This is a genomic window from Rhizobium sp. BR 362 (assembly GCF_036528765.1).
In the GTDB taxonomy this organism is placed as follows: domain Bacteria; phylum Pseudomonadota; class Alphaproteobacteria; order Rhizobiales; family Rhizobiaceae; genus Rhizobium.
The window spans coordinates 43,847-65,553 of record NZ_JARWGH010000022.1; the positions used below are offsets into that span (position 1 = coordinate 43,847).

Annotated in this window: 21 protein-coding genes and 1 pseudogene; 3 read left to right on the forward strand and 19 right to left on the reverse strand. The window is 58.7% G+C overall.

The genetic code is table 11. From position 1 onward, the window contains the following. Nucleotide 1 precedes the first annotated feature (1 nt). From QDY28_RS22130 to QDY28_RS22205, 16 genes are all read right to left on the reverse strand, one after another. Entirely contained in the window at nucleotides 2-1,582 is a 1,581-nt protein-coding gene (locus QDY28_RS22130) for a putative PEP-binding protein (RefSeq protein ID WP_331383767.1), read from the reverse strand. Continuing rightward, a complete protein-coding gene (locus QDY28_RS22135) occupies nucleotides 1,566-1,910 on the reverse strand; it encodes an HPr family phosphocarrier protein (RefSeq protein ID WP_331383768.1) in 345 nt (114 codons plus the stop codon). Before QDY28_RS22135 ends, QDY28_RS22130 begins: the two co-directional genes overlap by 17 nt. Next, nucleotides 1,910-2,308, reverse strand: a complete 399-nt coding sequence (gene dhaM / locus QDY28_RS22140; RefSeq protein ID WP_331383769.1) for a dihydroxyacetone kinase phosphoryl donor subunit DhaM — start codon at nucleotides 2,306-2,308, stop codon at nucleotides 1,910-1,912. Before dhaM ends, QDY28_RS22135 begins: the two co-directional genes overlap by 1 nt. Beyond that, nucleotides 2,305-2,919, reverse strand: a complete 615-nt coding sequence (dhaL, locus tag QDY28_RS22145; RefSeq protein ID WP_331383770.1) for a dihydroxyacetone kinase subunit DhaL — start codon at nucleotides 2,917-2,919, stop codon at nucleotides 2,305-2,307. The genes dhaM and dhaL overlap by 4 nt, the downstream gene beginning before the upstream one ends. Nucleotides 2,920-2,943: 24 nt before the next feature. After that, nucleotides 2,944-4,581, reverse strand: a complete 1,638-nt coding sequence (locus tag QDY28_RS22150; protein WP_331383771.1) for a dihydroxyacetone kinase subunit DhaK — start codon at nucleotides 4,579-4,581, stop codon at nucleotides 2,944-2,946. A 50-nt stretch (nucleotides 4,582-4,631) separates the two neighbouring features. After that, nucleotides 4,632-5,639 (reverse strand): ABC transporter ATP-binding protein, encoded by a 1,008-nt coding sequence (locus QDY28_RS22155; RefSeq protein ID WP_331383772.1) that lies wholly within the window; start codon nucleotides 5,637-5,639, stop codon nucleotides 4,632-4,634. After that, nucleotides 5,632-6,729 (reverse strand): ABC transporter ATP-binding protein, encoded by a 1,098-nt coding sequence (locus QDY28_RS22160; RefSeq protein ID WP_331383773.1) that lies wholly within the window; start codon nucleotides 6,727-6,729, stop codon nucleotides 5,632-5,634. The genes QDY28_RS22155 and QDY28_RS22160 overlap by 8 nt, the downstream gene beginning before the upstream one ends. Before the next feature lie 3 nt (nucleotides 6,730-6,732). After that, entirely contained in the window at nucleotides 6,733-6,945 is a 213-nt protein-coding gene (locus QDY28_RS22165; protein WP_331383774.1) for a hypothetical protein, read from the reverse strand. Further along, entirely contained in the window at nucleotides 6,942-7,895 is a 954-nt protein-coding gene (locus tag QDY28_RS22170; RefSeq protein ID WP_331383775.1) for a carbohydrate ABC transporter permease, read from the reverse strand. Before QDY28_RS22170 ends, QDY28_RS22165 begins: the two co-directional genes overlap by 4 nt. After that, the gene (locus QDY28_RS22175; RefSeq protein ID WP_331383776.1) at nucleotides 7,892-8,860 is read right to left on the reverse strand and encodes a carbohydrate ABC transporter permease; all 969 of its coding nucleotides are present in this window, start codon (nucleotides 8,858-8,860) and stop codon (nucleotides 7,892-7,894) included. The genes QDY28_RS22170 and QDY28_RS22175 overlap by 4 nt, the downstream gene beginning before the upstream one ends. Nucleotides 8,861-8,962: 102 nt before the next feature. Further along, nucleotides 8,963-10,288 (reverse strand): ABC transporter substrate-binding protein, encoded by a 1,326-nt coding sequence (locus QDY28_RS22180; RefSeq protein ID WP_331383777.1) that lies wholly within the window; start codon nucleotides 10,286-10,288, stop codon nucleotides 8,963-8,965. A gap of 721 nt (nucleotides 10,289-11,009) precedes the next feature. Then, the gene (locus QDY28_RS22185) at nucleotides 11,010-11,750 is read right to left on the reverse strand and encodes an aspartate/glutamate racemase family protein (protein ID WP_331383778.1); all 741 of its coding nucleotides are present in this window, start codon (nucleotides 11,748-11,750) and stop codon (nucleotides 11,010-11,012) included. A gap of 4 nt (nucleotides 11,751-11,754) precedes the next feature. Further along, on the reverse strand, nucleotides 11,755-12,576 hold the full coding sequence (locus QDY28_RS22190; RefSeq protein WP_331383779.1) for an ABC transporter permease: 822 nt from the start codon (nucleotides 12,574-12,576) through the stop codon (nucleotides 11,755-11,757). 1 nt (nucleotide 12,577) lies between these two features. Beyond that, nucleotides 12,578-13,492 carry an ABC transporter permease gene (locus QDY28_RS22195; protein WP_331383780.1) on the reverse strand — a complete coding sequence of 305 codons (915 nt, stop codon included), beginning with the start codon at nucleotides 13,490-13,492 and terminating at the stop codon, nucleotides 12,578-12,580. Between the two features lie 62 nt (nucleotides 13,493-13,554). After that, a complete protein-coding gene (locus tag QDY28_RS22200; protein ID WP_331383781.1) occupies nucleotides 13,555-14,853 on the reverse strand; it encodes an ABC transporter substrate-binding protein in 1,299 nt (432 codons plus the stop codon). 29 nt (nucleotides 14,854-14,882) lie between these two features. Further along, complete coding sequence (locus QDY28_RS22205) at nucleotides 14,883-15,971, reverse strand: ABC transporter ATP-binding protein (RefSeq protein WP_331383782.1); 1,089 nt, start codon at nucleotides 15,969-15,971, stop codon at nucleotides 14,883-14,885. A gap of 268 nt (nucleotides 15,972-16,239) precedes the next feature. On the opposite strand from QDY28_RS22205, the gene QDY28_RS22210 reads away from it, so the two are divergent. Together QDY28_RS22210 and QDY28_RS22215 are read left to right on the forward strand one after the other, a co-directional pair. Next, a complete protein-coding gene (locus QDY28_RS22210) occupies nucleotides 16,240-16,953 on the forward strand; it encodes a GntR family transcriptional regulator (protein WP_331383783.1) in 714 nt (237 codons plus the stop codon). 611 nt (nucleotides 16,954-17,564) lie between these two features. Beyond that, a pseudogene (locus QDY28_RS22215) lies at nucleotides 17,565-17,819 on the forward strand (IS66 family transposase zinc-finger binding domain-containing protein); the annotation flags it as partial. Here QDY28_RS22215 and QDY28_RS22220 read toward each other — a convergent pair. Further along, nucleotides 17,755-18,003 carry a hypothetical protein gene (locus QDY28_RS22220; protein ID WP_331383796.1) on the reverse strand — a complete coding sequence of 83 codons (249 nt, stop codon included), beginning with the start codon at nucleotides 18,001-18,003 and terminating at the stop codon, nucleotides 17,755-17,757. The pseudogene QDY28_RS22215 and the gene QDY28_RS22220 sit on opposite strands and share 65 nt — an antisense overlap. Before the next feature lie 127 nt (nucleotides 18,004-18,130). Between QDY28_RS22220 and QDY28_RS22225 the strand changes: the two genes are divergently transcribed. After that, entirely contained in the window at nucleotides 18,131-18,520 is a 390-nt protein-coding gene (locus tag QDY28_RS22225) for a hypothetical protein (protein WP_331383784.1), read from the forward strand. Between the two features lie 111 nt (nucleotides 18,521-18,631). On the opposite strand, the gene QDY28_RS22230 is transcribed toward QDY28_RS22225, so the two are convergent. Continuing rightward, nucleotides 18,632-19,009 (reverse strand): response regulator, encoded by a 378-nt coding sequence (locus QDY28_RS22230; RefSeq protein WP_331383785.1) that lies wholly within the window; start codon nucleotides 19,007-19,009, stop codon nucleotides 18,632-18,634. A gap of 8 nt (nucleotides 19,010-19,017) precedes the next feature. Further along, the gene (locus tag QDY28_RS22235; RefSeq protein WP_331383786.1) at nucleotides 19,018-21,552 is read right to left on the reverse strand and encodes a PAS domain S-box protein; all 2,535 of its coding nucleotides are present in this window, start codon (nucleotides 21,550-21,552) and stop codon (nucleotides 19,018-19,020) included. Nucleotides 21,553-21,707: the final 155 nt, after the last annotated feature.

A 21,707-nucleotide genomic window follows, 5' to 3' on the forward strand; every position in this document is an offset into this window, starting at 1 on the left:
TTTATTCTCCGGCTGCCTTTGTCCCGTCGGCGTTCAAACCGATGATAGCCGATCTTATCGCGGGAAGTTGAGCGGGCGCCATGGAAAAATGCCGGATCCCGGCTGCGAGCAGTTCGGCTGTCAGGTGCGGATCGCCGGCCATGTCGCCGCAGATGCTGAGCGGTTTGCTGCCGGCAAGTTTCACGGCATAAGCAAGCAGGCGCAATATAGCCGGCGCGACCTTCTCGCGGTGTGCGGCAAAATCGGTATCTTCGCGGGTCGAGCCAGCGAGATACTGCGCCAGATCGTTGGTGCCGAATGAAAAGAAGTCCGCGCCTTCGAACTGCTCCAGCATTAGCGCTGCAGCCGGCACTTCCACCATCATGCCGATCGAAGGCAGGCGGTGCGGCACGCCCCGGCGCGCAAGCTCGGCGGCCTCTTCTTGAAAGATCTGTCGCATATCATCGACTTCCGACGGAAAAGTCACCATCGGCAGCATGACGCGCAGATGGCCGAAGATGGCTGCACGCAACAACGCACGCACTTGAACGCGCGTGATCTCGGGCCGCGCAAGAAGAAGGCGGATGCCGCGCAATTTGGGAGAAGTCGCAAGACCGGAGAGCGGTTTGTCGCCGCCGACATCGAGCATGCGGATCGTTACCCCTCTGCCGCCAGCCCAGACAAGAACGCGGCGGTAGATGGCGAGTTGCTTCTCCTCGTTTGCGGCATCAGCAAGTGACGCCACTGCGAATTCGGAGCGCATCAAACCGATACCTGCCGCCGTCGTTGCGGCGATTCCGTCGATTTCATCAGGGGCGTTGAGGTTGATAGACAACAGAATTTGCGCGCGATCCGCCGTCTGCAGCATCCCGTTATCTTCAGCCGGTACTATCCTTGACGCTGGAAGTTCGGTCCGGGTTGGCGTTGCGCTCTCCTTGTCCATCTGAAGAACGATCGTGCCGGTATCTCCATCGACGCGTATATGTTGGCGCTCAGCGATGACGAAACGTCCCGCGCCGATAACCATGGGGACCGAGCGTGATCTGGCAAGAAGGGCGACATGGCCAGCGGCACTGCCCGCGTAGAGCGCGATGCCGCCGCCGCCAGCCCAGTCATGTGCGAGGAAACGGCTGGGCTCCATGTCCATGCCGACGTAGATAGATCCGGTTGGAAAGTCCTTTACCGGCGTTCCCGTCAGCGCCGCAAGTACGCGATTCTTGACGTCCAGAAGATCGACGGCGCGTGCCCGGATCTCGTCTTCTTCAGCACTCTCCAGTTCATGGATGTATCCGTCGAGTGTGCCGATCCACGCGAATACGACATTCTCGTCTGCATCGATACGCGCTCCTGCCTTTTCGGCGATCGTTGGATCGCGAAGCACTTCGAGCTGGAAATCGATGATATCGCCGCCGTCTGCGTCCGTGCGCTTGGCGAGGTTCTGAAGCTCATCGATAGCGGTTTCAATCGCCTTTGCGAGTTCCGCGTGGCCCGAAACGGGCGACTGTGACAGGGCAGCGACGGCTGTTGACTCGGCGATATGAGCCGGCCCGGATGCGATCCCTGGAGAGGCGCTCGTTGCTTTCAATCTAAGCGGTGCGGCCATGTTTCTTTTCTTCATCGAAGTTGCGCTCGATGAGGTCCTTCAATGCCTGGATTGCCTCCTCTGCAAGGATTCCGTCGGCGCGAATCTTCAGCATGGATCCCTTGCGGATCCTGGCGCCCATGATCTTGATGATGCTCTTGCCATTCAGCCAAACGTCGCTGCCGTTGACGGCGACTTCAATCGAGCAGGGAAACGACTTTGCCAGCCGCGTGAACGTCACCGAGGGGCGGGCGTGCAAGCCTACCCCGTGCTTCACCTCGACCTCCGTCTGGCAGCTGGCATGCACTTGTTCGGCCTCCCGGTTTCCTATGCGCAACCCGCCACTCATCAGGGTGACAGTTCCTCTGCCGTCGCCACAACTTTTGCCAGGGACGCCCCGCCGGAGGCCTCGGCAGCCGCGATGACTGCACCTTCCACCACCGGTGCATTGCAGATCGAGATAAGCTTTGCGCGCGGCAAACCAAGCATTTCGATGGCCATCTCGCTGTTGGTTTCGGCCCCGCCGAGATCAACGAACACGGCGACTCCTGCCTCTGACCAGGCCTCTTCTATCGCCGTCAGGATGCCGGTGGCATCCGTGCCGAGCTCTCCGTGACTATTGCCGCCAGACCAGGCGAGCGGCACGCTGTCGCCCACCATCTGCCGCACCATGTCGGCCGTGCCGCGCGCGACCAGCGGCGAGTGGGAGACGATCACAATCCCGACGTTTGGGGTCTTCACACTCATGTCAGGCGGTGCTCCTCCAGGTAACGGCAGATCGCAATTGTCAGAAGAGCGCAGCTCGAGGCGCCCGGATCAACGTGGCCGATCGAACGGTCCCCAAGATAGGCTGCCCGGCCGCGCATGGCCTTCATGCCAGCGGTAAACCCGGCGGAAAGCTCCGCTCGACGCACGACATCGGTCAATGGCGAACGGTGCGCAAGAGCGTCTTGCACAGGATACAGCACGTCGAGCAGGGTCTTATCTCCGGGATGCGAACGCCCGCGGCGGGCGACGGCATCAATGGCCTGCTTTAACGCCGAGGAAAAGTCCTGTTCGAGGTCCGATTTGCGAAGCTCACGTCCCATCTCCATTAGCAGCGTTCCGTAGAGTGGGCCAGCCGCACCGCCTATGTTCATCACCAGCGTCAGGCCGATCCTTTCAAGCGCGTCTGGCAGGGGAAGGCTTGAGACCGTTGCCTCTTCGGCGCTAACCGCTTCACAGCCGCGCTGCATGTTGGTTCCATGATCGCCGTCACCGATTGCGCGATCCAATGCACAGAGATGATCGCTATTTGCCGCAATCGTCGCCCGGCAAACTTCAATCAATCCCGCAAGAAGAATCGGTTCCGCTTGCACGCGTTATCCTCCCAGCAGCACCAGCTATGTCAGCAATGCTGCAACTTCGAACACTTTTGCCACAGCCACCGCGCCCGGATCCGGCACTCCCTCCAGATCCCTCTCTCCAACGTAAGAGGCGCGGCCAGCTTTTGCTTTTCGCATTGCCGCCGTCGACTCGGCGCCAGCTGCCGCAGCCCTTGCCGCGGCCGCGACATCATGTGATGTCAAGGCAGAGAGGGCTGGCGCCAATGCGTCAATCATCGTACGGTCGCCAACGCTGGCCCCTCCATAAAACGTCATCCGATCGAGCCCCGCAAGCAGCGCGGCAGCGATATCGGCCTTTTCCGCCATGGCTTTGGATGCAGCCGTAAAGAAGATCGAGAGCAGAACGCCGCTCGATCCGCCCATGCTGGTGCTCAGGATCTCGCCGACCGAGGCCATGGTGGCAGCAGGATCATTCAGCGGCAGCCTGTCAATACGGGAAAGAATGCTACGCGCTCCTGTCGCAACGGTGGAACCCGTATCCCCGTCGCCGACGCGGCTATCCAGCCTATTAAGCTCCCCCTCCAGGGAAATCAGATGCTCGCAAAGAGCCGTCAATAAGCGACGATTCCGACTGTGGTCGCTGGCCGACGTCGCCGCATGCAATGCGGAGACTTGCGGTGCAGGAACAATGGCGATCTCGTGCCGGTCGGTGGCCGGGAGCCAGGCACGCGGCTGGACCGTAGCTTTCAGTGCCGCTTCGCGAGCAGCATCCAGCGGCATAAGCGAAAGCGAAAAGCCGTTCATGTTGAGTGCGGTCATCATTGGTGCGGGCCCGATGATCAGTCGAACACGGTCCGAAAGAGGTGAGGACAGCACCGCATTGGCGACAACGGCCATCTCGAGCGGTGGCACTGCGCCAAGGTTATTGATCAGCAGCGCATAGTCTTTTGCCTCGTCGAGCTTGGTGGCCAATCGATGGCTCATGGTGGCCACCAGATCGGCAACGGGCTGTAGCAAAATGCGTTCGACGCCTGGCTCGCCGTGGATGCCAAGACCGAGCTCTCCTTCCTCGGCGCCAAGCCGATCTTCATACGCCTGGCCGGGCACGCTGCAGGTCGAAAGCGACATGCCGAGCGAAACGACGTCGTTTGCCGCGGCCGCCGCCTGGGCTGCGACCGTCTCCAGGTCAGCGCCGGCTTCGGCGTGATAGCCCGCGATCTTGTGCACGAACAGCGTACCGGCAACGCCACGCGGCTGGTTGATGCTAGGGATTGCGATGTCATCAGCGACAATCACCATCTCCACGCCGAACCCTTCAGCACGCGCCTTTTCGGCGGCAAGACCGAAGTTCAGACGGTCACCCGTATAGTTTTTGACGATCAGGAGAGCGCCCTTGGGCCCCGTTACGGCGCGGATGGCTGCCAACACAGCATCGACGCTGGGCGAGGCAAAGATCTCTCCGGATACGGCCGCAGTAAGCATGCCCTTGCCGACGAAGCCGATATGCGAAGGCTCGTGACCGGCTCCGCCGCCGGAGACGATCGCAACCTTCGACTTATCCCAATCCGCGCGCAGGATCACCTTGATCTCGGGGAAGGTATCCAGGCGGGCGAGTTGACCGGCGCTGCTGGTCAGGAGCAGGCCGTCAAGAGCTTCGGTGACGATGGTTTCCCGGCGATTGAAGAAATGTTTCATGGAGTGAGACCCGTCTTTGCGTACTGGTGCGTTCGTTCATTTCCGTTTGCTTATCCGAGGCGCTGGCCGCTGGCGTCGAAATAGAGCGGATCGCGCAGCGTCAAGCTAATTCGATCACCCGGCCGGACCGCGAGATATGGATCAGCAAGTGTCACGAGCTTGTGGTCATGCACCTGGATGTGCAGGTGGTTCTGGTCTCCCAAATGCTCGATCCACTCGATTTTGGCATTGGCGTTAGGATCGACAATGATATCGAGGTGTTCTGTTCGCGCGCCGATCGTCTTGGTCCCGGGCGGCGGATTGGCGCCGGGAAGAAGATCGGTGGGCAACAGGTTGATGTGCGGCTGGCCAAGACGAGCCGCAACATGAAGACTGGCAGGATTGTCGTAGATCTCGCGGGGCGTTCCGACCTGCAACAGTCTTCCTTCCGCAACAATACCGATCCGATCCGCCATCGTCATGGCTTCGACCTGGTCATGGGTTACGTATAGCAGCGTCGAACCGAGCTCCTTCTGAATCCGCTTGAGTTCCAGGCGCAGTTCCGCACGTAGCTTTGCATCGAGTGACGAGAGTGGCTCATCCATGAGATAGATGGCCGGACGGCGCACCAGCGCCCGCCCAATGGCAACGCGCTGCATTTCGCCACCCGACAGGCGTGTCGAACGGTTCTCCAGCTTGTGATCGATCCTGACCATGCGCGCAATTTCCCGCACGCGTCGGTCGACTTCTTCGCTGCTGAGGTTGCGCACTGGCGCTCGCAGCGGGAAGGCGAGGTTGTCGTAGACCGTCATATGGGGATAGAGCGAATATTGCTGAAAGACGAATGCGACGTCCCTGTCAGCCGGAGCTTCGCCTGCGACATTGCGACCAGCTATCTCGATTTGGCCGCTGTCGGGGCGCTCCAGTCCGGCAATAAGGCGCAGCGTCGTTGTCTTCCCGGCACCCGTTGGCCCAAGCAGGACGACAAATTCGCCGTCGAGGATGGAAAGGTCCAAATCAGCGAGAGCCTGTGTATCGCCGAAACGCTTATTGAGGCCCTTGAGAAGGACGTCAGCCATGCCGAGCCTCCGAATAAAGCGCCGAAGCAATGGCGCGGCCCGACTTGCAATCGAACAGCGCGAGCTTGGCTGGGTTGAGCTCAAGACCAACCGTCTCACCGATACGAAAGTTGCGGTTTGCAGAGACGCGGGCCTTGATAACGCCGCTCGACGTCTCGATTGCCACCACCTGATTGGTCCCGAGATATTCGCTGCCGTAGACAGCTCCGCGCAAAGGAGAGGCATCGCTGAAGCGAATATCTTCAGGCCTGACGCCAAGCGCGAGTTCCGCTTCGGCCAAGTCCTGGCGCACCTCGGGAATGCTGACGTCGACCCCGTGGAGCGATATTGACCGCGCTCCCGTCTGAAGGCCCGAGGTGAAGCGCATGAAATTCATCGGCGGCGAGCCGATGAAATCCGCGACATACATAGTGGCTGGCTTGTTGTAGATTTCCTGCGGCGTGGCGAATTGCTCGATGACACCATGGTTCATGACCGCAATCTTGTCCGCCATCGCCATGGCCTCGTGCTGATCATGCGTCACGTAAACTGTCGTCGCATGAATGCGGTTGTGCAGTTCGCGCAATTCGTGGACCATGACTTCGCGGAACTCAGCATCGAGCGTGCCAAGGGGTTCGTCCATCAGGAAGCATTTCGGACGGCGCACGATCGCCCGGCCGAGAGCCACGCGCTGGCGGTCGCCGCCGGCTAGTCCAGAAACGGATCGGTCGAGGATATGACCGATCTGCAGAAGCCGTGCCGTTTCCTCGACGCGCTGGCGGATTTCGGCCTTCGGCATGCCCTGGGAGAGCAGGGGAAAGCCGATGTTCTTGCGCACGTTCATATGAGGATAGAGCGCAAAAAGCTGGAACACGAAGGCTATGTCCCGGGCACTGGCGCGATTGAAAGTCACGTCTTCGCCATCAAGATAGATCTTGCCGCTGGTCGGAAGTTCAAGTCCGGCAATCATGCGAAGCGTGGTCGTCTTGCCGCAGCCAGATGGTCCGAGAAGAGCCAGGAACTCGCCGTCATGAATACGGAAGGTCGAATCCTGCACCGCGACGAAGCTGCCGAATTGCTTGCGGAGATTTTCGATTCTGATGTCCGCCATGGCTCACTCCGGGAACTTCGAAACGATGATGAACATGGCCGTGCCTGCGAGCAGCGTCACCAGCGAATAGGTATAGAGAACCAGCAGGAATGGCTGGAAGAGCATGAGAAATCCGACCGCAATCAATGTAGTCGCGATGTTTTCCATCGGACCGCGACGCAGGAAGAAGGGGCGCTTTGGCCGCGAAGGGGGCGGTGTTTCGATGAGATGCGTCATTTGCGAACCGCTCCGAAGGTGATGCCACGCAAGAGCTGCTTGCGCAGGAGAATAGTGAAGACGAGGATCGGGATGAGAAAGATCGTCGTTCCCGCTGCAACTGCCGGCCAATCCTGACCGCCCTCGCCGATGATGGTCGGAATGAAGGGTGGCGCCGTCTGAGCTTCCCCTGATGTCAGCAGGGCAGCGAAGGCGTATTCGTTCCAGGCAAAGATCAGGCAGAAGATCGCTGTAGCGGCGATTCCCGTGGTTGCCTGCGGCAGGACAACCTTCCAGAAAGCCTGCAGACGGGTATAGCCGTCGATCATCGCGGCTTCCTCGTATTCCCGCGGGATCTCGTCGATGAAGCCCTTTAGCAGCCAGACCGCCAGCGAGACATTGACAGCCGTATAAAGCAGGATCATGCCGACCGCCGTATCGGAAAGGCCAAGCTCGCGGTACATGAGATAGATCGGGATGGCGACGGCGATGGGCGGCATCATGCGCGTCGACAGGATGAAGAACAACAGGTCGTCAGCTAGCGGCACCCTGAAGCGGGAGAAGCCGTAGGCAGCGAGAGTTCCCAGAAAGACGGCGAGGAAGGTCGAGCCGAATGCGATCACCAGCGAGTTGGCGAAACGCGGCAGGAAGTTCGAGGGGCCGGCGATCACCATGTTTCGCTTGCGTGTCACCTCGTCGCAGGTGCCGGTCGGCGTGGGCAGGGAAGCGATATATTCCGGCGTCTGGCGCGTCCTTGTCGTCAGAAGGTTGCAATAGCCTTCCAGTGTCGGCGTAAAAACGATCTTGGGAGGATAGCTGATGGAATCCGGCGGTGACTTGATGCTGGTCAGGAAAATCCAGACGAGCGGGATCAGGGTAATCAAGGCGTAGAGGATTACGATAGCGCCGGCAATGCGCTTGCTGGTCGGGCTCGGCTCTACGACCGAATGGGCTGAGGTGACGGAACTCATCGTTGCTTTACCCTGTTGAGTGCCTTGACGTAGATGTTGGCGAGACCGAACACGGCCACGAAGAGGACAATGGCGAAAGCAGAGGCCCGACCTGTTGCCCAGCTTTCGAAGGCCGCACGCTTCAGCGTGATGGAGGCGACTTCGGTGGTCGAGCCTGGGCCGCCGCCGGTCAGGAGCGTGACCATGTCAAACATCTTGAAGTTCTCGATGCCGCGGAAAAGCACGGCGAGCATGATGAAGGGTAGGGCCATGGGCACGGTGATCGACCAGAACTGACGCCATGCGGATGCGCGATCGACCTCGGCTGCCTCGTAAATGTAGTCCGGAATAGAGCGCAGGCCCGCAAGGCATATCAGCATCACATAGGGGGTCCACATCCAGGTATCGACGATGATGATCGCCCAGGGTGCAAGCGAGACACTGCCGAGCATCTGAATCTCGGCTGTCGGTATGCCGGTGACGAGGGAGACGGCGTAGGCAAATAGGCCGATCTGCGGCTCGTAGAGGAAGCGCCAGAAGTTGCCGACGACCGCCGGCGACAGCATCATCGGTATCAGGATCAGCGTTGTCCAGAACGCGTGGCCGCGAAACTTGCGGTCGATAAGATAGGCGAGCGTGAAGCCGATCACCGTCTGCAGCAGGATAGTCCAGAACACGAAATGCGCCGTCGTCTGCATTGCCTGCCAGATGTCATGATCGGTCAGGACACGCTCGTAATTGTTCAATCCGACGTTCTGAACCGGTGCATTTGGACGATTGGCACGATAGTTCGTAAACGAAAGATAGATAGCCCAGATGAGCGGGAAGATGTTGATGGCGAGAAGAAGGATGATGGTGGGGGCGATGAACACCCAGGCGATTGCGCGATCGGACAGACCGCGGACGCGGTGAGCGACCAATATTGGCGTCGCCCTTGCGGTCGCGTCTGCTGCCTTCTCGACCATGGATGAAGAGGAAATGTTCAAGATGTCACCTGGTCTTTCCGTATGTGAGACAACGTGGCGGCCCGGCAGTCTTGGCAATTCGGGCCGCCATTTCGGCAAGCATGCTGTGCATCCAGCCGGACACTAGATCTTGCCGTCGTCCTTGAAGACCTCGTCCCAATCCTTCACCAGGCCATCCAGGGCCTCTTGGGCAGTGCCATTGCCGGCCACGACATAGTTATGGATACGCTTCTGCATGTCCTGGAGAAGAGTCGCGTAGCTCGGTTCGGCCCAGAAATCCTTGACGATCGCCATCGAGTCCAGGAACGCTTGGGCATAGGGTTGGCTGGAGGCAAAGTCCGGTGCATTCACGACCGATTTCAGGCAGGAGTAGCCGCCGAGCTGCCACCATTTGGCTTGGACTTCAGGCTGGGCGAACCACTTAATATACTGCAGGGCAGCGTCCCTCTTGTCGGAATAGGAGACGACGGAGATGCCCTGTCCTCCAAGCTGAGCGAAATGCTTCTTTTCAGCAGGATTGGGGAAGAACCCGATCTTGTCACCGCCGACCTTCTCGTCCTTGTAGAGGCCCGGCCAGGTGAAGGCGAAGTTCATCTGCATTGCGACTTGGCCGGATTTGAAGGCATCGGCGGACTCAACCATGTAGACGTTGGAGCTGCCCGGCGGAGTGCAGCAATCATAAAGTGCCTTGTAGAATTCCAGGCCTTTCACCGCATCGGGCGAATTGACGAAGCCTTGCATTTCATATGGTTTTTTCGGATTGTCGTACTCAAAACCCCAGTCGTAGAGCACGTTCGTCACGCCCATAGTGATGCCTTCCGAGCCGCGCTCGGTGTAGATCGACGCGCCATAGACGGTTTTGCCGTCGATTTGACGCTTCTGGAAGAACTCGGCAATTTGCTTTAGCTCGTCGTAGGTTTTCGGGGCAGCGAGATCCCGGCCATACTTCTCCTTAAATTCCTTTTTCAGTTCCGGCCGCTCGAACCAATCCTTGCGATAGGTCCAACCGACCACGTCGCCCATCGCGGGCAGCGCCCAGTAGTTCGGCGTATTCTTCGGCCATTCCGAGTAGCCCACGACCGTCGCCGGCACGAAGTCATCCATCTTGATGCCTTCCTTGTGGAAGAAGTCGTTTAGCTTGACGTAATGCCCGTTTTCGGCCGATCCGCCGATCCACTGGCTATCGCCAATGATCAGATCGCAGAGTTTTCCGTGAGAGTTTAGTTCGTTGAGGAACCGGTCCGCGTAGTTGGTCCACGGAACAAACTCGAATTTCATTTGGGTGCCGGTCTTGGCGGTGAAATCTTTCGAGAGTTCGACAAGCGCGTTCGCCGGGTCCCAAGCAGCCCAGCAAAGTGTGAGTTGTTCGGCTTTTGCGAGGTTGGGCAGCGCTGACGACAGGATGAATGCCGAGGCCAGCCCGAGAAGGGCTTTCGATTTCGTTTGCATACGTTCCTCCCAGAACCAAAGCCGGCTTCCCTGCCGACGTGCAAGTTCACCAATTTCAGAGAATGCCTACATGAACTCCTCAATCCATGTTTAGCAATATGTTTAGTGATACACATTTTTATAAACATTGCAAGTGACAATCGGTGTTGCACTGCACATGAGTCCAGCGCCCCGGCTTCTTCGGCCGCTCCAAAGTTGTTGTTGCCGGAGGGCACCTCTCTGCGGTTTGCAGGGCTTCCGGTCGGAGAGGAATGTGAAAAAAACTCAGAAGGAGGCGAATTACCGGCTCGATCGCCTGGAACGCCGCATGGCAACCACACGCTAGTAATTTGTCATCATTGAACTGACTCCTCGCATTTCAGTCTATTGCGACGCATCCGAGAGCATGGCAGTGCCCCTGAGAGGCGAGGCCACTGTCACCGTTTCATGGGCGGTCGCGAGCATTCGGTGGCATGACCGCGGGAAATGACATACTTGGTGGCGGCAAGTCGTGCAGGGCCAGCACCACGCGCCCGCCTGTCGCTGGCAATAGTGGCACGCGCAACACGAGATCCTGCATTATGTTACTTCCGGATTCGGAATTGACGAACAGTGCAATGATTTGGCGAGACCTGGACCAGCCGGGATGCTGCGCGACTCGGCCGTCCCGAAGTCTGTACCTTGAGCTTTGAAACAACTATCGCCGTGGCTGCAATAGGACGCATGGCATGAATGCTGTGGCTCAATCAGTGGTCACGCTGCCGAACTCGCTCACCGCGCCGGTAAAGCGCTTTTGCAGCGGAGAGGCATAGGAGCCGCGCTTGCTGGTGGAGAGGCCGAGCGATACCAGCGCTTCCGCCTGCTTGACAGCAGCCGCGACACCGTCGATCACCGGCACGCTGTAGGTCTGCTGCAACTCGCGCGCAAGATCTGTCATGCCGGCGCAGCCGAGCACGATCGCTTCCGCCCCGTCTTCTTCGAGCGCGCGTTCGATTTCCGCCCGCAACTTGCCGATCGCGCCGGAGGCGGCATCCTCGAGTTCCAGCACGGCGATATCGGAAGCGCGCACCTTCGCACGCCCGCCCATGCCGTAACGTCGAACGAGGTTGTCGATCAAGACGCGCGAACGCTCCAGCGTCGTCACGACAGTGAAGCGCTGGGCGAGAAAACCGGCGGTCGCAACCGCGGATTCGCAAAGCCCAAGTATAGGGACATCCGAAAACGTCCGTGCGGCCTCCAGGCCGGTATCATCGAAACAGGCGATGATCGCCGCATCGTAACCTATTGTCCGGCGTTCCCTAAGTTCGCTGAGCAAGCCGGGAACAGCAAGCGCACCGTCATAATATCCCTCGATCGAGGCTGGTCCCATTCGTGACGTGGCGGCGATGATGTTCGTGCCGGATGCGGAGACGGCGCGAGCGGCAATCGCAGCCTTCTCGGTCATCGATGCGGTGGTATTCGGATTGATGAGCAATAAACGCATGATCTCAGCTTTTCTTGGCCTGCCGGCGACCGAGCATGGTTATGATGCCGAGCGCCACGAGAATGATGGTGAACGAAAAGAGGGTCGTTACCGTTCCCAACGCATAAAGGACAGGAGTGGTGACGTTGGTGGTCATGCCGTAGATTTCGAGCGGCAGCGTGTTGTAGGTGCCCGATGTCATCAGAGTACGGGCAAACTCGTCATAGGACAGCGTGAAGCCGAACAGGCCGACGCCGATCAGGCTCGGCGCGATCATCGGCAGCACGACATGGCGGAAGGTCTGCCACGACGTTGCCCCGAGATCGCGCGCAGCCTCCTCGTAAGCCGGCGAAAAGCGATTGAAAACGGCAAACATGATCAGCACGCCGAAGGGCAGCGTCCACGTCAAATGCGCGCCGAATGCCGACGAATACCAGGCCGGAGCAAGGCCGCCCCGTTGGAAAACGACGCCGATGCCGAGAGAGATGATGATGGACGGAATTACCAGACTGGCGACCGTTGCGTAGAACAGCAGCGATGCTCCGCGGAAACGGCGTCGGAAGGCAAGGCCGGCTAGCAAGGACACGACGACCGTGACGACCATCACCATCAGCCCGAGCAATAACGATCGGCGAAACGATGCGCCGAAGTCGCCGACCGCCTGCTTCTCGAAGAGGTTTGCAAACCAATGCAGCGAGACGCCATTTAGCGGAAAAGTCAGGCCGCCATCCGGTCCTTGGAAAGAAAGGATGATGACCGCCGAAAGCGGGCCGTAGAGAAACAACACGAAGACAATGAAAAAAATCGCCAGAACATAGAATTCCAGGCTGCGCTTTTCGCGGTTCATCTCAAAGCTCCTTGCGGATATCGACGACCCGCAGGATGGCGGAAACCATCAGCAGGACGAGGATCAGCAGCACCACCGCGTTGGCGGCCGCGGCCGGATATTGCAGCAGCGACATTTGATTTTTCATCATCAGAGCGATGGAGGCGCTCTGCCCGCCGGACATGACCTGCACGGTCGAAAAATCTGCCATGACCAGGGTGACGACGAAAATCGTGCCGATCGCCATACCAGGCTTGGCAAGCGGCACCACGACGTTCCAGAGGACCTGCCAGCCGCTGGCGCCTGCGTCGCGGGCGGCTTCGAGCAGCGAGCGGTCGATGCGCATCAGCGTGTTGAATATTGGGGTGACCATGAACAGCGTATAGAGATGCACCATGGCGAGCACGACGGCAAAATCGGAATAGAGCAACCATTCGATCGGCTTCGGGATGAGCCCCATCTCGATCAGGGCCGAATTGACAAGGCCGTTGCGCCCCAGCACCGGGATCCAGGCAATCATGCGGATGATGTTTGACGTCATGAACGGTACGGTGCAGACGAGGAAGAGGATCGTCTGCGTCGTCGTGCGGCGGATATGGAAGGCGAGGAAATAGGCGACCCAGAAGCCGATCACCAGCGTCAGTGCCCAGACAATAGCGGTGAATTTCAGGGTGTTGAGATAGGTCTTCCAGGTGACCCACGATCCCAGCGTATCGGTGTAGTTCGTGGTCAGGAAATCAGGATAGAGACCCGCAAAATCATAGTCCCAAAAACTGACGACACCGATCATTGCAATCGGCAGCAGGAGAAAAAAACCCAGAATTAAGAATAGCGGCGCTGCCTGGAGATAGGAGACGAGCCACAGCGGCACGCCAAGACGACGTCCGCTATCTACTTTTTGTGCTGCTCGGTCTTCTGAGGAAGCGATTGCCGCCATATCGGTTTCTCCGTTAGCGTCCTCCCCCACTTGCGGGGGAGGATTTGATTTGAGGGCGGCGTTTAGGCGGCGATGAACTCGTTCCAGCGGCGGACCATGTAACGGTCTTCGTCCATCACCGAGTTCCAGCAAGCGACCGCGCCCATACGGGCTTCGAATGAGCCGCCATCGCGAACGGCGCCGGCCTTCTCCATAACCTTGCCTTCCGGAGACAGGATATCGCCCTGCGCAGGCTTGCCCTCGATCCAGTAGCCCCATTCGTCGGCCGACATGTATTGCTTGGCAGTTTCCATGCAGGCTGAATAGTAGCCTTGGCGGTTGAGATAACCACCGACCCAGCCGGACGTGTACCAGTTGATGTATTCATAGGCCGCGTCGAGCTGAGCACCCTTGAGATGCGAGGCAAGGCCGAGACCACCGCCCCAGGCGCGATAACCTTCCTTGAGCGGCTGGAAGGTGCAGGCGATACCCTTCGAACGAACGGCGGCAACCGCCGGCGACCACATCGACTGGATAACGACTTCACCCGATGCCATCAGATTGACGCTTTCATCGAAAGACTTCCAGAAGGCACGGAACTGGCCGTCACCCTTGGTCTTGATCAGGAAGTCGATTGTCTTATCGATCTCTGCCTTCGTCATGTTGCCCTTATCGGCATATTTGATCTTGCCGGCAGCTTCCATGATCATCGCGGCGTCCATGATGCCGATCGAGGGGATGTTGAGGATCGCGGTCTTGCCCTTGAACGCGGGATCGAGAATGTCGGCCCAACTCGTGATCGGGCGGCCGGTCAGGTCCGGACGGATACCCAACGTGTCAGCGTTGTAGATGGTCGGAACCATCGTCATCCACTGGGTTGGCTCCTTCGCGAATTTCTTGGACCCCTGCGCTTCGACGAAGCCGACCGTGTGCGGCGCCGTGCCCTGGGCGATGACGCTGTCCGGCTTCAGCTTGCCGTTGATGAATAGCGGCACGATCTTGTCGAAATATTTGAGCTTCTTGACGTCCATCGGCTGCAGGACGCCGGTCGGAAAGACCTTCTTGGCGATCCAGTATTCGATGTCGGCGACGTCGTAGCTGTCCGGCTGGGTGACGGCGCGCTGGGCGGCGGCGTCGGAATCGGTCGCCGTCATCTCCAGCGTGATGCCGAGATCGGCCTTGCACTTTTCGGCAATCGCATTGATGTTCGAGACGCCGGTGCCGAACTGGCGAAGCGTGATGTTCGATTGCGCCCAGATGGTCGGAAATCCGGTGATGAGGCCGGAGCCGGCAATCGCGCCGGCAGCGGCAGCGCCGGCCTTCAGTAGCGAACGGCGGGAGATTCCCTTTGCCGCCTTGGTTGTCTTCGTTTCAGTCGTCATGTCAGTTCCCCTTTTGTGATGCTTGGAATTTATGCGGAAGTCCGGCCAAGGAGGATTGCGTCCTCCAGGGCCCAGCTCAGAGACACCGGATCGCCGACCGATACGGGTGTGGCGAAGTAATCGCCGTCGCTCGCGATAACGGTGAAGTCATCGCTGCCTGCGCCGATGACGCTGATCTTCACCGACGCGCCGCGATATTCGATGTTTGAGACGATGCCGTTGAAGCCGAGGGTCTTTTCGGAGACCTTCTGCAGACGCACGCGGTCGGTACGGATGCCGATGTCGATCGCCTCGCCCACGCCGCTGCCGGTTCCGCGCACGGAAAAACTCTGCCCCTCGGGCACGGTCATCGTCAGCACGCCGTCGTCGCTAGATACCACCCGGCCGGAAAGCACGTTGTGGTCTCCCATGAAGCGGGCGACGAAGGCCGTCGCCGGGCGCTCAAAGACCTGACGCGGCGCGGCAGCCTGCTCGATCCTGCCGTCGTTCATGATGACGATGATATCGGCGAGCGCCATGGCCTCCTCCTGGCTGTGCGTCACGTGCACGAAGGTGATCCCTAGCGTCTTCTGCAGCTTCTTCAGCTCGGCGCGCATGCGGATCTTAAGGAACGGATCGAGTGCCGACAGCGGCTCGTCGAGCAGCAAGGCTTCCGGATCAGTGATCAGCGCGCGGGCGAGCGCGACGCGTTGCTGCTGCCCGCCGGAAAGCTGTGCCGGGCGCCGCGTGGCATAGGCCTCCATCTGCATGAGCTTCAGCATCTCAAGCGCCTTAGCCCGGCGCTCGTCCTTGTCGACACCCTTCATCTTCAGGCTGAAGGCGACGTTGTCGATGAGATCGAGATGCGGAAAGAGCGCGTAGGATTGGAACATCATCGCCGTGCCGCGCTTGGCCGGCGGAAAATCGGTAACGACGATGTTTCCAAGACGGATATCGCCCGACGAGATGCTTTCATGACCGGCGATCATGCGAAGGGTCGACGTCTTGCCGCAGCCGGACGGACCGAGAAAGCAGCAGTAGGAGCCAGCCGGAATCTTCAGGCTGATCGCATGCACGGCTGTTGTCGTTCCGTAGACCTTCGAAACGGATGCTATATCGATCTCTGCCGCCTTCGACATCGTGTCTCCCTCTGTTCGAGAAAGACAATGCATCTGCTGTGCCAGTTCCGTCGCACTGCATCAACAGCTTGTTAGTGTAAGGTTTTCTGCCAAGAGCTTGTTAAACACGCCTCATGAAGCAAAGCGGCGCCTGCACACGAAATAGGCTTTTTGTCCGCAATGTGGGCGGTTGATTGTATACAATTTGGCATCGCCTTTACGACAGATTCCGTTTAACTTTTGCAACGGGCGCGGATATCATCCGGCCGATTATCAGGTATTCGATTTCATGAACTCCACGGCCGACGCGCTCCATACGATCAACAATCCCACTGAAACCGGCGCACAGCAGATCCGCGATGCCATTCGCGAAGCGATCGTCGAGCGCAGACTTTCGCCAGGCACGAAACTTTCGGAAAGCGATGTCGGCAATCTATTCAAAGTCAGCCGCACGCTGGCACGCGCCGCTTTGCAGGCTCTCTCCTATGAAGGGCTTGTCAACGTCGAAAAGAACCGGGGCGCTTTCGTTGCCTATCCTTCGCCGGAAGAGGCCCGGCAGATCTTCGCCGCCCGCCGACTGGTTGAGCCCGGGATTCTGAGCGAAGCAGCAAGGAAGATCACGCCCTCTCAGATTCGACAGTTGAAGGAGCTTCTGATCGAGGAAGGCCGGCTTATGAACGAGCGTGGCCAGTCCGCACGCCGCGCCGAGATTAAAGCGTCCGGGGATTTTCATCTCATGCTTGCCTCGTTTTCCGGCAATTTAATCATGCAGCGCTTTATGGAGGAGCTCATCGCCCGCTCCTCACTCGTCATTGCCCTTTACGGCCAGTCAAGTGTGTCGAGCTGCGGCCATGCGGAACACGGCGACATCATCGCGGCCATCGAGCGTAACGATATTGAGAGAGCGTGCCATCTCATGCTCCACCATATTTCGCACATCGAGACGGATCTCGATCTGCGGGAGCGCAAGAGTTTCGGTCTGAAGGAAGCTTTCGAGGTTTAAACTGGCTTGCTGCGCCTGAAGTGCAAAACATTTCACTTCAATAGGAGGTTGGATAAGCAAGCCTCAACGGACTTTTGATCGAACTTCAGGCGCGCCCTTCAAGAAACTCAAACCTTTGGCCGCAACTTCGATCTGCAATTCAGGTTGCCGGGTGTTGTGCAGCCGCGATTGGCCTTAGCTGAACTCCACACTCATCTGCACCAGATCGTCCGCGGCGGCAAAGGCGGCAACCAGGCGGTTTGGGCCGGACTTGCCGTCACATGTGATCGGTCCCGTCGCCGCCGATGATTTCGGACGCGCTTTGACCGACAATCTCGAGCGTTGCCATGTCGACCACCGCTTCGTCAAGACGGGAGCGTCATGAGCATCGCACTCTTCGACAGCGAAGGCGACGACGGCGCTGTCATCGTCTCGGGGAGCAACTTTATGCTTGGCAATCGGATGTCGATGCCACTAAGGAGGAGGAGGAGGTGTTCACTGTGGCCAACGTCCTGGTCTTACAGAACGAAGTCCTCGATCATGCCGATGTCGCGGCGGTGCACGGGCGATGAAACGCGCCGGCGGGAAGGTGGTGCTCAATGAGGCGCCGTCCGGGCCGTTGCCGAACGACACGATATGACGTTGTCATCGAGCCGGAAAGCCATACCTGTTCCGCCTGCGCCGGTGAATGCGTTGGCGAAACGGCCACCGAAGCCCTCGATCTTGTCCCCGCCATCCTGCAAGTAAAGCGAATCATCCGTCCCCATTACGCATGACGAGTATGCGCGACCGGTATCTCCCAGGCACCAGCGCCGGCGCGTTTCATGGATGGCGGAATGGCGATAACGGCGCTGGCAGATCGCCGACCTCGTCGTCGGAGTGCGTGGGCAGGGCGTCGTTGGCAACGATAACGCCGGAACGGGCGACCCGTTGCGTTGCGCGGATCAATCTCACCAGCGGTTCGGCGACCTGCTTTTGCAGGATCGAACGGAGAATGAAGACTTCGATGAATAGGGTGAGCAGCCCGACCGCGGCGACGATTCCGAGATTGGTGAGAATGGCGGGCCGCACAGAGATTTCGGATAGTGGACGGCGAGCGCCCAGGGCGTATCCGGGATCCGGACGACAGCGGCAATTTCACCGGCGCTGTCGACGAGGGCCACCGAACCTGGTCCGATCGCCTTGCTTGCCTTCAATAATGGCTGGTAGTCAGCGAGGCTGCGCCGGCGCTCGCGGTGATCGCATCGGTGTATTTGCCATCGAAGATAAGCGTACCTTCAGTATCCGTCTCGAAGATTTTGGCCCTGGCGCCTGGCAGCGTTGGATTGGCGGTTCGTTTCATCAGATCGTCGAGCAACACGTCGACGCAGGCCAGAATGCGGTGTTTGCCCGAAGCGTCAGGCGCATCGGGCGTCGCGATTGTCGTCGTCCACCCGTTGTTGGAGGAATCCCAGTAGATGCGGGTGAAGAAAGTATCGTTTTGCGGTCCACCGAACCCGCGGGAGAAAAATTCGAAGGTTTCGAGCTTCAGCGCATCCGGACCTTCGTATTTGAAAACGTTGGCGATGTCGGCGGAACCACGCCGTAGAAATTGAAGAGCCGGCCCTTGGCGGCAGAACCGAATTGGTAAGAGAGCAGATAGGACAACGCAAAGCGTGTCTTCGTTGCCGTCGTAAGCAGTATCTGCATCTATTCTATGTCATTGCCGTCGGGCCGGCGATGTCATAGCCGAAATCAGCTTCTCGACATCATCACCGACGAACGGTTTTGCAAGGGTGGGTATCTTTGAGAACTTTCCGTCCAGACCTAAGGCACCATAGCCGGTGGCGAAGGCGAACGGCACGCCGCGTTCGTCAAGGATTTCTGCCACCGGATAGCTTGGCTTGCCATCGAGATTGACGTCCAGAATCGCGAAGTCGAACTCAGCGCTCCGTGCATGTTCGCAGGCGTCTCGAAGGCGGGACGCCACAGCTGCTACCTCATATCCGAGGTCTGTGAGGATGTCTTCGATCAACATGGCGATAAGCGCCTCATCTTCCACGATCAGAAAGCGTAGTTTTTCATTGTCTTTATGCATGATGTTTCTTACGCAAGAGGGGTCACAATCGAGAAGGTCACGCCGGCTTCCGGAAAGCTAAGCTCGGCTTTGGCACCAAGTTCGCGCGCGAGAGCCCTTTCTAGCAAGCGGCTTCCGAATCCCTTCTCGCGCGGAGATTTGACTGCCGGACCTCCCGTTTCGTACCATCGCAGTTGCAACAGGTTTTGATTGTCTGTCGCAACCGTGTTCCAGCGAACATGTATTTTGCCCTCCTCACTCGAAAGAGCGCCATACTTTGCCGCGTTTGTAGCAAGTTCGTGAAAAGCCATGGACAGTCCGAGTGCCAATTTTGGACGGAGGCGAAAACTCGGACCGGAGATGTCAAAACGCTTGCTTGGTTCTACACAGACTGCGCCGATGGACCCGAGCAGAAGTTCCCTTATGTCCGCACCCTCCCAACTCTCGCGGGTGAGGAGATCATGTGCTCGTGCCAGTGCGACAAGCCTGTTCTCGAACCGCTGCAACGACGCGCTCTCACCTTCTCCACGAAAAGTTTGCGACGCAAGCGACTGGACGGTTGCCAGAGTGTTTTTCACCCTGTGGTTCAGTTCGTTGACGAGCAGCTTCCGACGTTGCTCCTCCCGTCGCCTTTCGGTCACATCGCGTGCAATTTTCGATGCGCCAACAATTTCGCCCTTAGCATTTCTCAGTGGCGAGATGGTAAGCGAAATGTCGAGCAACGTACCATCCTTCTTCATGCGGACGGTTTCATAGTGGTCAACATGCTCGCCCCTTTGGACACGGGCGAGGAAACCAGGCTCCTCGTCCTGTCGATCCGGCGGTATGAGTATATTGATAAGCTTGCCGATGACTTCTTGCGCCGCGTATCCGAACAGGCGCTCGGCTCCTTTGTTGAAGGTCTGGATGAATCCTTCGGTGTCCAGACTGATGATCGCATCGTCTGAATATTCGACTATGGCTGCGAGCCGGTCTGCATATTCATGGGCTTTCTTGGTGGCGGAAATGTCGACCAGCATGTTGACGGCACCGACAACATTCCCCTCGTTGTCACGCAGCGGCGTCGGATAGGGACTGAATGGAACGCGGGTGCCATCGGGTCTTTCGGCAATCGCTTCCTCGCCTCGGATCGGCCGACCTTCCTTGAGGGCGATCGCCATTGGACATTCGTCATGCGGGAGGAATGATCCGTCAGGCCTGTAGAGACGCCATGTCACGCACCATTCGTCGCCGATTTGCGGGGTTCGGCCCGCAAGCTCGACAGCTGCCCTATTGTAGAAATCAATCCGTCCCTGTGCGTCCGTGGTGTAGACTGCGGCAGGCAGAGCTTCCAGCAGTTCTCGCATATGCATTTCGCGCTCCCGAAGCCGATCCTCCAACCGCTTGGCTTCCGTGACATCGACTATGATCCTGACGCCATAGAGAAACTCCCCGTTTACACCGCGCACTGAAGAGCTATGGACATCGAGGTAAATGTCCATCCCGTCCGCCTTTACCGCACGCTTCCTAAGCTGGTAGCTATCGGTCTCTCCGCGAACCTGTTTCCCGTAGGCCGCCGCCTCTTTGTCGCGATCTTCATCGCTCGTGTAGTCGAAAATTGTCATTTCAGCGAGCTGATCGACGGAATAGCCAAGCATGCGACCGAATGCGGCGTTCGCGCGAAGAATACGCCCTTCCGCATTGGCTTCGGCGATTCCAATCGTGGCCGCCTGGTAAGTTGCCGCGAGGCGCTCCCTGGTATCCCACAGGGCCGCTTCCGCGTCGTGTGTGGCGGTCACGTCATTCGTGAAGCAGCGGGTGCCGACAAGCCGTCCGTTTTCAAATCGACCGCTTGAGGTGATCTGGACATGCTTGATAGACCCGTCTTTGGCCCGCAATCGGGCCGAGTAGCGGTCGGGCTTCTCGCCGCAGCTTAGTCGATGAAGGATGTCGCCGATTATCGGAGCGTCGGCGTGGAATTCTGCGATGTGTCCCCCGACATATTCCTCAGGCGCATAGCCGAGTAGCTCAAGTTCCGCCTTGTTGGCTCTCTGGATAATCCCATCGCCTCTGACGATATGTAGGCCGACTGCGCTGTTTTCGAAGAAATCTTCAAGGTCCGCGCTGCTGCGCCGTGCTTCATCTTCGGTCGCTCTCTGGCTGGTTATGTCCTGGAAGCAATTGATTGCGCCTTGGATCTGCCCTCGACGGTCTCTTAGCGGGCGGACATTGACCAAGGCCGTGATGCGCGTCCCGTCCGGGCGTTCGATCACCACCTCGGCGTTTCGTGTTTCGGTGCCGCTTTTGACGGCATCCGCCATCGGGCACTCTTCATGCGGCAGCGGCGTGCCATCCGGAAAAAACAGCAGATGCGAGCCGCAGAACCGCTCTTTAGAATCTGTCAGCGATGGCTGCCGTCCCCACAGCATCGCAGCCTCGGAATTGTAGCAAACAACCCAGCCGTCATGATCGCAGACGTAAACCGCGCCGGGAATTGCCTCGAGCACAGAGGGAGCAGCAGCCACGATGGCTTCGAACTCGGTCCACCTCAGGGCCGAGATTGGAAATTCTTCTACATTGGACATTGCTTACCCCTGAAACCCGCCGGCTCGTTCGACTTGGCTTGCCTGATAATGAGACCAATCAAAAGACCAGTTGCAATATACGGACCGCCCCGAACAGCTTCAAACGTTCATCCGCCGCATTGGTTCCGTCGATGAACGTATTGATTCTTTAGCTG

Excerpts from the sequence above, each read along its gene's own strand:
- QDY28_RS22235 (WP_331383786.1), bottom strand. The coding sequence starts at position 21,552 with ATGTCCAATGTAGAAGAATTTCCAATCTCGGCCCTGAGGTGGACCGAG.
- QDY28_RS22160 (WP_331383773.1), bottom strand. The coding sequence starts at position 6,729 with ATGGCGGACATCAGAATCGAAAATCTCCGCAAGCAATTCGGCAGCTTC.
- QDY28_RS22200 (WP_331383781.1), bottom strand. The coding sequence starts at position 14,853 with ATGACGACTGAAACGAAGACAACCAAGGCGGCAAAGGGAATCTCCCGC.
- QDY28_RS22130 (WP_331383767.1), bottom strand. The coding sequence starts at position 1,582 with ATGGCCGCACCGCTTAGATTGAAAGCAACGAGCGCCTCTCCAGGGATC.
- QDY28_RS22165 (WP_331383774.1), bottom strand. The coding sequence starts at position 6,945 with ATGACGCATCTCATCGAAACACCGCCCCCTTCGCGGCCAAAGCGCCCC.
- QDY28_RS22225 (WP_331383784.1), top strand. The coding sequence starts at position 18,131 with ATGGCTGGTAGTCAGCGAGGCTGCGCCGGCGCTCGCGGTGATCGCATC.
- QDY28_RS22205 (WP_331383782.1), bottom strand. The coding sequence starts at position 15,971 with ATGTCGAAGGCGGCAGAGATCGATATAGCATCCGTTTCGAAGGTCTAC.
- QDY28_RS22135 (WP_331383768.1), bottom strand. The coding sequence starts at position 1,910 with ATGAGTGGCGGGTTGCGCATAGGAAACCGGGAGGCCGAACAAGTGCAT.
- QDY28_RS22170 (WP_331383775.1), bottom strand. The coding sequence starts at position 7,895 with ATGAGTTCCGTCACCTCAGCCCATTCGGTCGTAGAGCCGAGCCCGACC.
- QDY28_RS22180 (WP_331383777.1), bottom strand. The coding sequence starts at position 10,288 with ATGCAAACGAAATCGAAAGCCCTTCTCGGGCTGGCCTCGGCATTCATC.
- QDY28_RS22150 (WP_331383771.1), bottom strand. The coding sequence starts at position 4,581 with ATGAAACATTTCTTCAATCGCCGGGAAACCATCGTCACCGAAGCTCTT.
- QDY28_RS22190 (WP_331383779.1), bottom strand. The coding sequence starts at position 12,576 with ATGAACCGCGAAAAGCGCAGCCTGGAATTCTATGTTCTGGCGATTTTT.
- dhaM (WP_331383769.1), bottom strand. The coding sequence starts at position 2,308 with ATGAGTGTGAAGACCCCAAACGTCGGGATTGTGATCGTCTCCCACTCG.
- QDY28_RS22230 (WP_331383785.1), bottom strand. The coding sequence starts at position 19,009 with ATGCATAAAGACAATGAAAAACTACGCTTTCTGATCGTGGAAGATGAG.
- QDY28_RS22195 (WP_331383780.1), bottom strand. The coding sequence starts at position 13,492 with ATGGCGGCAATCGCTTCCTCAGAAGACCGAGCAGCACAAAAAGTAGAT.
- QDY28_RS22185 (WP_331383778.1), bottom strand. The coding sequence starts at position 11,750 with ATGCGTTTATTGCTCATCAATCCGAATACCACCGCATCGATGACCGAG.
- QDY28_RS22210 (WP_331383783.1), top strand. The coding sequence starts at position 16,240 with ATGAACTCCACGGCCGACGCGCTCCATACGATCAACAATCCCACTGAA.
- QDY28_RS22155 (WP_331383772.1), bottom strand. The coding sequence starts at position 5,639 with ATGGCTGACGTCCTTCTCAAGGGCCTCAATAAGCGTTTCGGCGATACA.